This window comes from Ruminococcus sp. RTP21484sp1_RTP21277st1_D2_RTP21277_210401 (genome assembly GCF_040924225.1).
In the GTDB taxonomy this organism is placed as follows: domain Bacteria; phylum Bacillota; class Clostridia; order Lachnospirales; family Lachnospiraceae; genus Blautia_A; species Blautia_A faecis.
Genome location: NZ_JBCOMJ010000007.1, coordinates 81,098 through 94,774, shown reverse-complemented (window position 1 = coordinate 94,774; position 13,677 = coordinate 81,098). Strand labels below are relative to the sequence as shown.

At 42.2% G+C, this 13,677-nt stretch carries 13 protein-coding genes and 1 pseudogene; all 14 read left to right on the top strand.

All coding sequences use genetic code 11. The annotated features are described in order from the left end of the window. The first annotated feature begins 95 nt into the window (after positions 1 to 95). The 14 genes and pseudogenes from AB5706_RS06985 to AB5706_RS06920 all read left to right on the top strand — a co-directional run bounded on the left by AB5706_RS06985 (position 96) and on the right by AB5706_RS06920 (position 13,609). On the top strand, positions 96 to 779 hold the full coding sequence (locus AB5706_RS06985) for a response regulator transcription factor (RefSeq protein ID WP_173718324.1): 684 nt from the start codon (positions 96 to 98) through the stop codon (positions 777 to 779). Then, positions 763 to 2,322 (top strand): sensor histidine kinase, encoded by a 1,560-nt coding sequence (locus tag AB5706_RS06980; RefSeq protein WP_173715912.1) that lies wholly within the window; start codon positions 763 to 765, stop codon positions 2,320 to 2,322. Before AB5706_RS06985 ends, AB5706_RS06980 begins: the two co-directional genes overlap by 17 nt. Before the next feature lie 94 nt (positions 2,323 to 2,416). Beyond that, a complete protein-coding gene (locus AB5706_RS06975) occupies positions 2,417 to 3,346 on the top strand; it encodes a hypothetical protein (protein WP_173771875.1) in 930 nt (309 codons plus the stop codon). A 51-nt stretch (positions 3,347 to 3,397) separates the two neighbouring features. Continuing rightward, positions 3,398 to 3,628: a hypothetical protein gene (locus tag AB5706_RS06970; protein WP_368365956.1), complete on the top strand. Its 231-nt coding sequence runs from the start codon at positions 3,398 to 3,400 to the stop codon at positions 3,626 to 3,628. A gap of 81 nt (positions 3,629 to 3,709) precedes the next feature. Continuing rightward, positions 3,710 to 3,973 carry a type II toxin-antitoxin system prevent-host-death family antitoxin gene (locus tag AB5706_RS06965; RefSeq protein ID WP_118579486.1) on the top strand — a complete coding sequence of 88 codons (264 nt, stop codon included), beginning with the start codon at positions 3,710 to 3,712 and terminating at the stop codon, positions 3,971 to 3,973. Next, positions 3,966 to 4,268 (top strand): type II toxin-antitoxin system RelE/ParE family toxin, encoded by a 303-nt coding sequence (locus AB5706_RS06960; RefSeq protein WP_173715914.1) that lies wholly within the window; start codon positions 3,966 to 3,968, stop codon positions 4,266 to 4,268. Before AB5706_RS06965 ends, AB5706_RS06960 begins: the two co-directional genes overlap by 8 nt. A gap of 177 nt (positions 4,269 to 4,445) precedes the next feature. Beyond that, complete coding sequence (locus AB5706_RS06955) at positions 4,446 to 4,937, top strand: RNA polymerase sigma factor (RefSeq protein ID WP_173772047.1); 492 nt, start codon at positions 4,446 to 4,448, stop codon at positions 4,935 to 4,937. Positions 4,938 to 4,942: 5 nt separating this feature from the next. Then, entirely contained in the window at positions 4,943 to 5,995 is a 1,053-nt protein-coding gene (locus AB5706_RS06950) for a hypothetical protein (RefSeq protein ID WP_227199046.1), read from the top strand. Beyond that, positions 5,937 to 6,437, top strand: coding sequence for a hypothetical protein (locus AB5706_RS06945; protein ID WP_226837628.1), 501 nt, complete (start codon positions 5,937 to 5,939; stop codon positions 6,435 to 6,437). Before AB5706_RS06950 ends, AB5706_RS06945 begins: the two co-directional genes overlap by 59 nt. Positions 6,438 to 6,865: 428 nt before the next feature. Next, a pseudogene (locus AB5706_RS06940) lies at positions 6,866 to 7,147 on the top strand (TrmH family RNA methyltransferase); the annotation flags it as partial. Between the two features lie 119 nt (positions 7,148 to 7,266). Further along, positions 7,267 to 7,728, top strand: coding sequence for a hypothetical protein (locus tag AB5706_RS06935; RefSeq protein WP_173715916.1), 462 nt, complete (start codon positions 7,267 to 7,269; stop codon positions 7,726 to 7,728). Positions 7,729 to 7,738: 10 nt separating this feature from the next. Then, a complete protein-coding gene (locus tag AB5706_RS06930; protein WP_368365955.1) occupies positions 7,739 to 9,979 on the top strand; it encodes an NHLP family bacteriocin export ABC transporter peptidase/permease/ATPase subunit in 2,241 nt (746 codons plus the stop codon). Between the two features lie 12 nt (positions 9,980 to 9,991). Beyond that, positions 9,992 to 12,178, top strand: a complete 2,187-nt coding sequence (locus tag AB5706_RS06925) for an NHLP bacteriocin export ABC transporter permease/ATPase subunit (protein WP_173772046.1) — start codon at positions 9,992 to 9,994, stop codon at positions 12,176 to 12,178. A gap of 24 nt (positions 12,179 to 12,202) precedes the next feature. Beyond that, on the top strand, positions 12,203 to 13,609 hold the full coding sequence (locus AB5706_RS06920; RefSeq protein WP_173772045.1) for a radical SAM/SPASM domain-containing protein: 1,407 nt from the start codon (positions 12,203 to 12,205) through the stop codon (positions 13,607 to 13,609). Positions 13,610 to 13,677 lie beyond the last annotated feature (68 nt).

The window sequence follows — 13,677 nt, the reverse complement described above, 5'->3', positions numbered from 1 at the left end:
AATAATTCTATATTTTTTATTAACTCCATCGTAACTCCATATATCTAATGTATAATTACAGGAAATATTAAAAAGAAATTGTGGGGAGTGATTTTATGTATCGAATATTGGTTGTTGAAGATGAGGATGACATTCAGAAAATATTAGAAAACTATTTGATAGATCAAGGATATGCAGTTACACTGGCGTATGATGGTGTGGATGGGATTGCAAAATTTCACAATGGCGAGTTTGATCTTGTGCTGTTGGATGTTATGATGCCAAAGATAGACGGTTTTGGAGTATGTGAATTAATCCGTAGAGAATCGAATGTACCAATTATCATGCTTACGGCATTAGATGAAGAAGCGTATCAGATCAAAGGCTTTGATATGAATGCAGATGATTATGTCACCAAGCCGTTTTCTATACCCATTTTATTGAGAAAAATTGCAGCAATCTTGAGAAGGACACAAAGAGAAGATGAATTGCAGGTGATTTCTTATAAAACGTTAAGCGTGGATGTGAAGGGGCATCATGTTTATATTTGTAAAGCAGAAAAGGGAGAACAGATAGAGGTTGAATTAACACAGAAAGAATTTGAAATGCTATATGTTCTGCTGATTAACAAAGGAATCGTTTTGACACGCCAGAAACTTCTAAATATGGTATGGGGAGAAGATTATTATGGGGAAGAGCGAATTGTGGATACACATATTAAGAATATCCGCAAAAAGCTGGGAGTAAATCTGATTAGTACAATAAGAGGGGTGGGATACCGGATTGATAAAGAGAATTAAAAACAGTCTGACCATAAAAATTTGCACACTGATTGCTGTCTTACTGGCAGTATCCAGTGGAATTACATATGCGGTAATTGTAGGATTCCTTCCAACCTATTATAGTAAACAGCTACAGAAGGATATTGATTCGGTTTCACAGGAAATGATTGAAACCATTCATTCTTATGAAACGATTAATGAAGCTTCTTATGCCATTGAATTGTTTGAAGCAGGTTCGAAAGTTTCAGTCGTGATTTTGGATGAACAGGGAAATAGGATATGGCCGGCTGAGAGTACAGCCGTGACAGAAGATGTATTGGATAATGGTGTGGTAGAGCAGGGTTATATGGGTGATATGATATTGACACACGAAAATAGCGCAGAGCAAACCACTATCGTACAGGAAGAAAATGCGGCCTATGAAGAGGGAGTAATCGGCCAGGCGGACGTCGTAACAGAGGATGTCGTCCAACAGGCTGATGGAATTGCAGAAGTCGGAGATAATTCAGCAGTGAAACGGTACAGCGTTACAGTGGGTGGAGAAACATATACAATGATTGTTTCTGGGGGAATGCAGCCAGTCAATCAGGCTCTTGAAATATTATATCAGATACTGCCGTATATCCTTGGAATCGCTATTGTAGTTTCCATATTGTTTGCACTGGGGGCATCCCTTTATTTGACATTTCCGATCGTTAGGTTAAGTCAACTGGCTCAAAATATGGCTGCGCTTGATTTTGACAGTTCCTATCAGGGGAAAAGAACAGATGAAGTAGGAGTATTAGGGGAAAGCTTGAATGAGCTTTCCAAAAACCTCTCACGAGCATTGGAAGAACTGAAGAGTGCAAATGAAAAGCTTAAGTCAGATATCGAAATGGAACGCAAGATAGAGAAAAAGAGAATTGCATTTTTTTCAGCAGTGTCCCATGAACTGAAAACACCGATTACAATATTGAAAGGGCACTTGTCCGGAATGCTGCAGGGAGTAGGGGAATACAGGGACAGAAATTACTATTTGCAGCGGTCACTGGAAACCACAGAAAAAATGGAAGACATGGTAAAGGAACTTCTGACTGTTTCACGGATCGAGAATAACAAATTTATTACACAAAAGACCGATATAGCAGAACAGCTCCGCTTGCAGATTGCTGATATGGCTGAACTGATAGAAAATAAAAAACTGGAACTGCAAGTGGAGATCCCAGAACATTTGTATGCAGATGTGAATCCGGTGATGATGGACAAAGTTTTTTCTAACCTTCTGCTTAATGCCATCCGTTATACGCCGGAAGAAAAAGGAAATCATATCAGAGTTTTGCTGAAACCGGGAACAGATACCGAGACGGTATATTGCCAGATTGAAAATACCGGGGTGTTTATTCCGGAAGAAGCATTAGTCCATTTGTTTGAAGCATTTTATCGTGTGGAACAGTCCCGTAACCGCCAGACTGGTGGAAGCGGATTGGGTCTTTATATTGTAAAAATGATCTTGGACCAGCATGGAGCAAGCTATCGTATGGGTAATACATGTGATGGGGTTTGTTTTTCCTTTTCTCTATAAATCACACACGAATCACATATAAACTCCAATTACATTACAAAATTCAATGGTATGGTATGGACATAATAAAAAATGTAAAGGAGTTGGATGTACAATGAAAAGAAAAATTGCAGCTTTATTAATGGGAACTACCTTATCTGTGGCAGTATGCGGCTACAGTGTGCAGGCAATGACTTACGGATATGATATGGGAGGAAAGGTATTTATCTCCGAAGATTCTTCATCTTCCAATCTGACAGAGGAAGAAAAGGAAAAATTATCCGACTGGCATAAGGAAGAAATGCGTAATGAACTTGCTTATCTTGAATGCTACGGTGTTACTTATGATGCAGACAGTGATACACTGTATTATCAGGGGAAAACCGTAAGATGGCTGATTGACCGACAGCTTGAGGATACTTATAAGTCGATCCAGATGCCGGAAGGTGAAATTGATGTCTATACGGTAAGGGAAGACGATTACAGATTAACGGGCGTTCGGATTGCTACACAGGAAGAATATGACCAGCGGACAAAGGAAATGGAAGCGTTGGAAGCAGCGGCTGGAAAAGAATCATCTTATGAACAAGAAGCTGTGGATACAGAAACGGGAAGTAGTATTCATATGTTTGCTTACGATGAGGAAACAGTAACGGAAGCCAATGATGGGTCAGCGACGGAAACAGCAGTAGTGACAGAAGATGTGGTGTCAAATTATGCGGAACAGAAGGATACAGTTGAAAATGCAGTGGAAACAGCAGAGGGTACCTGTGTAGTAGGAGATAATCTTAATTCAGAAATAAAGATTCAGGAATATAAGCAGAATGGCATAGACCTCGATTCTGCGACAGGTAGCTGGATGTGGCATGGAAAAGAAGTTCATTTACTAATGGACGAGGATGGAAGTTTTTACCAGAATGGAAGCAAGGAGGCAAAAGATAATAAGATATATCTGATAGTGAAACGGGAAGATGATGGCAGGATTAAAACTGTGAGACAGATTACAATGGAAGAAGTTATGGCACGTATAGCGCATTTGAATTAGAAATTAGATATAAACGTTTGCAAGGTGAAGCATATTGGGAAAATGTTGATTTTGACATTTGAGGATCATGAAGAGAACATGATTGACTGGATTGTGTCATGTTTAGGCATAGGTGTAAAGTCTTTTCAGATTCAGAATACTAAAACGGAAAAATTAAAATTTCGAGATCTAAGAATAGATTTTAGTTGTCGTAAGGTTATAAAAAATAATAGACAAGAATGCACCACAGCTGCGGCTGTGGTGCGAGTTTTAGGCGGAAAATTTCTGGAAGTTTATACATAATTTTCAAAAATTCTAGAATAAGAATTTACACCGACTCATAATTATGATACAATTATAGCACAAGAAAGAGAGGTGTTCATTATGCCAACAATTATGCCGATTAGAGATTTAAGAAAAACCAGTGAAATATCGGAACTGGCACATAAAAAGCAGGAACCAATATTTATCACGAAAAATGGATATAGTGACTTAGTTGTAATGAGTTCAGAGCTGTATGAACGTTTTGCCCAGACAAACAAGATTGATCAGGCAATTTATGAAGCAGAACAGGAAGTAACAGAAGGAGCAGAGCCGATTTCATTAGAAAGTGCAATGGAACAGCTCAACAAGAAATATTATGGATAAATATGAGATAATGCTGTATCCAAGAGCGTACCGGGATATTCATGATATTTATGCTTATATTGCACTTGAAAAATTGTCACCTGAAACTGCAAAAGAACAGACGGATCGGATTTGGCAGGCAATAAAAAAGCTGGAACTGTTTCCAAAATCGCACCAGGACCGTCTGGTAGGCCGCTATGCCGGAAAAGAATATAAACAGCTGATCATTGACAATTATATTGCTATTTTTAAAGTTGATGAAAACAAGAAAAAAGTATTTGTATTGACAGTGCAATATCAGGGAAGGCAGATGTAAACGAAAGGGTTGAACTGCTGTACAAAATAACATTTAAGAATGATAGTCAGATATAAAAAGGACACAGACAGTCAAGTTTCGATTGCCTGTGTCTTGTTTTGTAAAAATAAAAAATTTTTGAAAGCAAATTCCCATATTTTAAGTCTAATAGTTATAAAAACAAAAAGGGGGAATAAAATGGAGGCTTTGGTAACAGCTGCTAAAAATGGAGATAAAGAAGCGTTCGTTCAGCTGATCCGGATAAATAAGCAGAGCATGTATAAAGCTGCCTGGGTTTATCTTCGGAACGAACAGGACATTGCAGATGCACTGCAAAATACGATCCTGTCCTGTTATGAAAAGATACAGGGATTAAGGGAAGTGAAATATTTTAAAACCTGGCTGATGCGGATTCTGATAAATGAATGCAAAGACATTCTCCGTCAAAAGAACCATGACGCGGAACTGGATAATTTCTCAGAAGGTGTACAGTGTGAAGATCTGGATCTCTGCGAATGGAAACAATTGCTTTTATGTCTGGATGAAGAAAGCCGGAAAATCGTGGAACTCTATTATTTTGATGAATTTTCCGTAAAGGAAATTGGTAATCTTCTTGAAATGAACAACAACACCGTATCAACCAAACTTTCCCGGGCAAGAGCAAAATTAAAAAAGGTGATCAGGAGGTGAAGACTATGGATGAAAAAGAAATCAGAAAAATTTTAAAAGAAGAAACTGTGATACCGGACAATATTGATAAAGCTATGGAAGATGTTCTGAAGGGAATTTTGGATTCTCCAGATGAGAGAATGAGCAGCACGAAGAATCTAATTGTAAAATCAGATAAAGGAAGATCAAAAAATTCAGGGAATAAGAAAAAAATAATCCGGATTCTTCTTCCTGTGGCTGCTGTATTAGGCGTCAGCACCGGCGTACTTGCAACAAAACTTGGATGGCTTCACAAAGAACTGGAGCAGCAGGGGGTTACAGAACAGGAAGCTGTTCAAATGGTTGTCACAGAACCTGATTCAACTGCAGAAAATGTGGAAGATGTGACTTCTTATCATATAACGCCAAAGGAGAGGGATTGGAACCAGTCTATGCTGTCTGTTACAGAAGCGTATTTTGATGGCAGCGGTTTCAGCTTTCTTGGAGATCCTTCCGGGGCGGTGGAGAATTATACGCTCAGCTGCCGTGACCATGCGACAGTGAATGGAGAAGATGCACTTGCAACTTTGAATAAGATAGACGGGGAAGATCTCTATTATGGACATATTACCCTGTATGATGATGCTTTGACAGAGAAAATATTAAATGAAGATTCCCAGGTAGAGGTTTCCATGACCATTCAGGCATATCCGGATTATAACGGCAGGATCTATTACACCTGGAAAGATGATGAAGCTTTCAGAAAGATTTTTAAAACTGGTTCTTTTACAGATTCAGAAGGAATGCTGGCTTATGCACTGCCTGCGGAGGATGCTTACAGAGGATATACGCCGCAGACCCTTACAGTAACCCTTCCGTTAAATGATGAAGTACGGGATATTATAGAAAAATACAGAAAAGAAGGAAAGATGCAGGCGGAAGATACTGGTGTAGAACCCATTTCGGATTCTACGGAAGAGAGTACACAGGAAACAACAGACTCAGAAAATCCTTCAGATGCTACGGGAGCGAATGAGAAATATGATCCGGAAACAGCAGTATGTAAGAAAATCAATCAGCAACATGACGGAGGGATATGATTATTACGATACAGAGATTCTGTTGAATGGGATCCCGGTGGGCGGGCTTTCTCAGCATGGTTATCTGGGAACTGCAGGCTTTGGCCCTGCGCCTGAAGACTGTTATTTCAACATACCGATTCCGCTTCAGTTGAAAGTGGAAGAAACAGTTACTATGCTTCCAATGGAAGAAATTATGAAGTCAGTGGAACAATATGTAAAAGAAGGCAAAATTGGTCTCTTCACGGAACAGGACACTGCGGAGGAAACAGAATCCACCACGATTCCAGTTACAAAAATATGTTTGGAATACTATATTGATGAAACCGCAGACGGAATCACATACAGACCTGTCTGGAGCTTTCGCTGCCCTTACCAGTGGAAAGATTCCCCGGACGAACAGGAACTGTTTTACATAGACGGGGAAACGGGGGCACTGATTCGTGATGCGTTTGGCTGGTAGGTATGAAAAAAAGAGCCGGATCCATTCCGAATTAGAATAAGTTCAGAACCCCCAGTTTATTCAGTAAGTTGCGTCAAATTTGCGTAAGCTTTATGAGCAGAACCGCGCAAATCCATATAAATAAAGCCTGTTCACAAATACTTCGCAAAGCAGATGGGTAAATAATCCATTAACTTAAGTTTTTATTATATTATTTTAATAAGTCTGAATTTAAGTATTTAAAGGCCCTGAAAGCCTTATAAACACTACGTTTCACAGTGATTATAAGGTTTTCGGGGCTTTTTTTGTATTTTTCTAAAAATCTGCCTGTTGAGGACAAATATATTGCATTTTCATCCATATTCTCTTACAATTACAAGTAGAATAAATAACGAAAACAGAATTGGAAAATGGATTTAAAATGCAGAACACTTTTGAAAAAAACTGCCTGGCCCGGAGAGGGAATGCAGCTGCTGAAAAATATGGGGTTTAAAACAGCTGCCATGGCATTGCGTGATGATTCTGTGGGAATTGACAACCAGACACTTCAAGCAGAAGAGAAGCTGGCTATTGTTCTCGGAACAGAGGGAGACGGGCTTTCCTCACAGACGATTGCAGATTGCGATTATACAGTGAAAATTCCCATGTCTCACGGTGTGGATTCCTTAAATGTGGCTGCCGCAAGTGCAGTAGCATTCTGGGAACTTGGGTATATTAACAGACGGAAATAATTGTGTATATAGAAATCGCTTTCAGGATAGAGTTAAAACAGAGATGCAGGATAGAGTTAAAGCGGGGACGCAAGACAAATGAAAGATAATAACTATAAGCAAAAAGGAGGCTGCAGGTTATGAGTGATCAGATATTTCGGAAAAAAAGTCTGGACCGGATTTCCTCCCCGGAGCAGCTGAACGATTATATCCGGGTGGCAAACCCGGGCATATGGATGATTCTGGCGGCTGTCATCATACTGCTGGCCGGGGTGTGCGTGTGGGGGATATTCGGTCATCTTGATACAAAAACAGAGACTGTGGGAACTGCAAAAGCAGGAAAAATCACATGTTATATAAAAGAAACAGATATCCGGAATGTCAAAAAAGGAACTCCAGTGTATATAGATGGGAAAGAATATGAAATTGCGGAGATATCCGAAATCCCTGTGAAGCTAAAAGAGGAACAGTTGGAAAGTGCTGCTTTTGCAGTGGATGAAAGCGTATACACAGCAACCATCCATACAGGGCTGGCAGACGGAATCTACAAGGTAGAGCTTGTTACGAACCGGGTGTCACCTATGTCATTTGTAATAAATTGAGGTGACCATAATGAGTGCTGAGAAAAAAGTAAAACAGCCGATCACAAAAGGGGTGGCGAAGGTTCCTGTAGTCATGCAGATGGAGGCTCTGGAATGCGGTGCAGCAAGTCTTGCCATGATACTCGCCTACTATGGGAAATGGATCCCGCTGGAGCAGGTTCGCTTCGAATGCGGCGTATCCCGTGACGGTTCCAGTGCAAAAAACGTACTGAAAGCTGCAAGAAGCTATGGGCTTACAGCCAAAGGATACCGCTATGAACCGGAAGATCTGAAGAAAACAGGCCGTTTTCCCTGTATCATCCATTGGAATTTTAATCATTTCGTGGTACTGGATGGCTTTCGAGGAAATAAAGCTGTTATAAATGATCCTGCCAAAGGAACCTATGCGGTTTCAATGGAGGCTTTTGATGAAGCTTTTACCGGAATCAGTCTGCAGTTTGAGCCTTCTGAGAATTTTGAGCCAGGAGGAAAGCCAGCCTCTGTACTTCGTTATGCGAAAAGACGCTTAAAAGGCACAGGCACAGCGATTGCATTTGTTGTCCTTACTACATTGATCTCTTCCTTGATCGGCATTATAAATCCTGCTTTTTCCCGTATTTTTATGGATCGGCTGCTGACCGGAGAGAATCCGGACTGGGTATTTCCTTTTCTCATAGGAATGATTCTCATGGGAGTGGTACAGTTGACTGTTATGTGGATTCAGCAGGTATATTCCCTGAAAATCAATGGAAAGCTGGATATGGTTGGAAATGCCACATTCATGTGGAAAATACTGAGAATGCCTGTAGAATTTTTTTCACAGCGCATGGCAGGGGATATTCAGGTACGCAAGAATACCAATGCTTCTGTTGCAGAAGGGCTGGTGAATACGTTTGCGCCGCTGGTTTTGAATTCGCTGATGATGATTTTTTATCTGGTGGTTATGATAAGGTACAGTCCTGTTCTTACGCTGATGGGTGTAACCTCTGTATTTCTGAATCTGCTTCTTTCTAACATAATATCGAAAAAAAGGGTAAACATTGCCCGTGTCCAGCTGAAAAATGCAGGCAAACTTGCAGGAGCAGCCGTGGCTGGTATTGAGATGATCGAAACCATTAAGGCTACCGGCGCAGAAAATGGCTTTTTTGAAAAATGGGCAGGTTATCAGGCCGGAGCCAATACAGGAGCAGTAAAATTCCGGAAACTGAACAGTGTGCTGGGACTTCTTCCAGGGCTTATCAGTACTCTGTGCAACACAGCAGTTCTGATGACAGGAGTGTTTTTTGCAATGCAGGGAAGGTTTACTGTGGGTATGATCCTGGCATTTCAAGGCTTTCTGAATTCGTTTATGGCTCCGGCAGCCAGTCTCATCGCAGCAGGTCAGACTTTACAGGAAATGCGTACGGATATGGAGCGTGTCGAGGATGTTATGAATTATCCGGAAGACGTTATATGGGGAAAAGCAGATGGGAAAGAGCCTGAAGCCTGTTTGAAAAATCATTCGGAAAGCCTGTTGCAAACAGAATCCAGTCCGGAAGAGGAGTACAGAAAATTATCCGGTCACATTGAACTGAAAAATGTCACATTCGGCTACTCCAGGCTTGCCCAGCCGCTGATAAGGGATTTCAATTTGTCCCTGAAGCCGGGCAGCAGAGTCGCTTTCGTTGGACCTTCCGGCTGCGGCAAATCCACTTTGTCCAAACTGATATCAGGTCTGTATGCCCCATGGAGCGGCGAAATCCTTTTTGACGGTAAAAAGATATCAGAGATAGACCGGAATGTGTTTACCGGTTCCCTGGCTGTGGTAGATCAGGACATTATCTTGTTTGAGGACACTATAGCGAACAATATTAAAATGTGGGACAATTCCATCGAAGATTTTGAAATGATCCTGGCTGCACGGGATGCACAGCTTCACGATGATATTATGATGCGTGAGGGAGGTTATCAGTACAGGCTGACAGAAGGTGGAAAGGATTTTTCAGGCGGACAGCGCCAGAGAATGGAAATTGCCAGAGTTCTGGCACAGGATCCTACCATTGTTATTCTGGATGAAGCCACCAGTGCACTTGACGCAAAAACAGAATACAATGTGGTGAAATCTATAAAGGACAGAGGTGTTGCCTGTATTGTGGTCGCACACAGACTTTCTACCATCCGGGACTGCGATGAGATCATTGTGCTGGATGAAGGCAGAGTCGTGGAGAGGGGAACACATGAAGAACTTATGAGGGCCGGCGGAATGTACACCATGCTGGTATCAAATGAATAGGAGGCGGAAGCATTGGGCTGGTTTGACGAACAGATAAAACTTAGAAAGCAGAGCGATGACGATGCTTTCGCAGATTCTTTTGTGAAAATGGCAGGTGCCGTTATGGGGGAGAAGGTGCTTGCCTCGCTGAATGACGACCGTATTGTTGCCAAGAATGAAATCGATGAGATCCTGAAATTTTACCATGTAAAAAGCAGGGAGGTTCCGGATTCCATTGAGGATATGAATGAACAGCTGGAATACCTTATGCGCCCCTATGGAATCATGCGCCGCACGGTTTATCTGGAAAAAGGCTGGTATAAGGATGCAATTGGTGCCATGCTGGGCGTTATGAAAGAAACCGGAAAGATCGTAGCTCTTCTTCCCGGAAAAGTGTCTGGTTACAGCTATTATGACATTGAAGCTGGAAAAAGAAGAAAGATAACCCATGGAAATGAAGATTTGTTTGAAAAAGAGGCCCTTGCATTTTATAAACCTTTTCCCATGAAAAAGATGGGAATCCCTTCTCTGGCAAAATACATAATGGAGACACTTTCCGGGGCCGATTACGGGATGATGGTTCTTGCCGCACTTGCAGTGACTTTTGTGGGGATGCTGACACCGAAGATCAACCAGCTTATTTTTTCGGAGGTTCTGCCTTCTGGAAGCATGCAGCTGTTTTTTGCAATTTCGGTTTTTATGGTGTGCACTGCAATAAGCAGCCTGCTTTTTGAGGCAGTAAGTGCGATGGTAACTGCCAGGGTGGAAACGAAGCTGAGCCTGTCTGTAGAGGCTGCAACCATGATGCGGGTAATGTCCCTTCCGGCAAGTTTTTTCAGAAAGTACAGCGCAGGTGAGTTGTCCAGCCGTGCCAGCCAGATCAACTCACTTTGCAATATGCTGGTTTCTACAGTATTTACAACAGGGATTACTTCCGTTTTTTCCCTTATCTATATCTCACAGATTTTTGCGTTTGCACCGGCACTTGTGGCACCGGCGCTGATTATTGTAGCGGTGACGGTTGCGTTTTCTGTTATTTCTTCCCTGGTACAGATGGGAATTTCCAGAAGACAGATGGAGCTTGCAGGAAAAGAAAGTGGAATGACATACGCCATGATCACTGGTGTCCAGAAAATAAAGCTTTCAGGGGCTGAGAAAAGGGCTTTTGCAAGATGGGGAGATTTATATGCCAAAGAAGCAAAACTTAAATATAATCCTCCTGTATTTATTAAAATAAATGCTGTGATCAGTACAGGGATTTCCCTTGCGGGTACTATTGTGATGTATTACGCAGCAATCCGGTCTGGCGTTTCCGTAGCGGATTACTATGCTTTTAATACTGCATACGGCATGGTATCCGGAGCTTTTCTGTCATTGGCAGGAATTGCTCTTACAGTAGCAAGGATAAGGCCTACACTGGAAATGGTAAAGTCGCTTTTTGAGACAGTGCCCGAGGTTTCCAGCGGAAAACAGGTGATTACAGGGATTTCAGGCGGGATCGAGCTGAATCATATATCGTTCCGGTACAATGAAAACATGCCTCTTGTACTGGATGACCTGTCTTTGAAAATCCACCCGGGACAGTATGTGGCAATTGTAGGCCAGACTGGCTGCGGGAAGTCCACCCTTATGCGTCTGCTCCTTGGATTTGAGAAACCTATGAAGGGAGCCGTTTATTATGACGGAAAAGATCTTGATAAAATTGATCTGAAATCGCTCAGGCAGAAGATTGGCGTAGTCATGCAGAATGGTAAGCTTTTTCAGGGGGATATTTATTCCAATATTGTGATCTCGGCGCCATGGCTGACACAGAAGGATGCCTGGGAGGCAGCAGAACTGGCGGGTATTGCAGAGGATATCCGGAAAATGCCTATGGGAATGAATACAATGATTTCTGAAGGCTCCGGCGGAATTTCCGGAGGACAGAAGCAGAGACTGATGATCGCCCGAGCTATTGCACAAAAACCCAGGCTGCTTATGCTTGATGAAGCCACCAGTGCCCTTGACAATCTGACCCAGAAAAAAGTGTCAGAAGCCCTGGATGGTCTGAAGTGTACCAGAATTGTAATCGCCCATCGGCTTTCTACTATTAAACAGTGTGACAGAATTCTTGTGCTGGATAAAGGGAAAATCATTGAAGATGGAAAATATGAAGAACTGTTAGAGAAAAACGGCTTTTTTGCAGAACTGGTAAAACGGCAGCGTCTGGATGCGCTGTAATAAAAAGAGATAAGGGGATATTTTATGCGATATATACTTGATTCCCGGATTGCCTTACGCTCCTGGCAGCAGGTTCCCTATGCATATTACCGGAAGGGAAGTCCATATGCCAAAGGGCTGAAAAAAGAAGAATTTGAGCTTTTGCGTTCCTGCGACGGAAAAAGGGAGCAGGAGGCGGATGATTTATTGGAAACTATGGCAGCCAGAGGCTTTATTCATCCCTGCAGAGGGGAAGAGAATCTGACAGACTGGCAGAAATACAGACATTGCGAGAATCGGTATTTTCCAAAAGTAAACTGGATGATAACCGGGAAGTGTAACTATAATTGTCTTCATTGCTTTAATGCAGCTGACAATGCCCCATCCATGAGCGAGTGGTTCCTGAAGGAAGCAGAAAAATTTCTGGATGAGGCGAGGGAATGTGGGGTAAATGCATTTACCATCACAGGCGGGGAGCCGATGCTTCACAGGAATTTTATGGACATCCTGACGGGAATTTATGAAAGAGGAATGTATGTAGAAGAGATCAATACCAACGGCTATTTTCTCAGGCAGGAAGTGTTGAACCAGATGAAGGAAAGAGGAATCCGTCCTTTAATGAAGATCTCTTTTGACGGAATCGGACATCATGACTGGCTTCGTGGACGAAAAGGAGCTGAGGAGGATGCAATCCGGGCCATCCGTTTGTGCAGGGCAAATGATTTTCCAGTAATGATTCAGACAAATGTGCACAGACACAATCTGGATACGCTTCTGGAAACAGCGAAGCTTATGGACAGCCTTGGGGTGTGGAAAATGCGCATCATCCGCACATCGGAGGCCCCAAGGTGGAAGGAAAATGCAGGTGATGCTGCTCTGGGACTGACGGAATATTATGACAGAATGCTGGAATTTGCCAGTGCATATATGAAAACGGGCTGCAGAATGGATGTGATCATCTGGCAGTTTTTGCGTCTGTATCCTGTATCTGGCAGTTATGGGATGATTCCTGTTTTGTACCGGGAAAAGGAATACAGGGATTCGCTTCCAGTATGCAAGGGGGTCAGAGGCATGGTGGCAGTTGCAGCCAATGGAAATATATTTCCCTGTCATCAGCTGTCTGGCACCTACGAACTGAATGGGGATATCCCTGGCAATGTGAAAAAGGAATCTTTGAAGCATCTGCTAAGTGACAGCCAGTATCTGTGTGAGGTATGTACGACTGTGGACAAAATCCGGGAGCACGACAGAAAATGCAGAAATTGTAAGTATTTCAAATACTGTGCGGGAGGATGCCGGGCACTGGCAATTGTGCTGACCGGGGACAAACTGGGGGCAGATCCCTCCAAATGTGTGTTTTTCGGACAGGGATATTATGAGAAAACTGTCAGTGCATTGCAGGAATATGAGAATTATACGGAAATTGCTTATAATCCGGGTACTGATATTTAATGGAAATTTAGAGCACATTTTTTCAGGCATGATGCAGACTGCAGATACATATGGAGTGGACCTGCCGG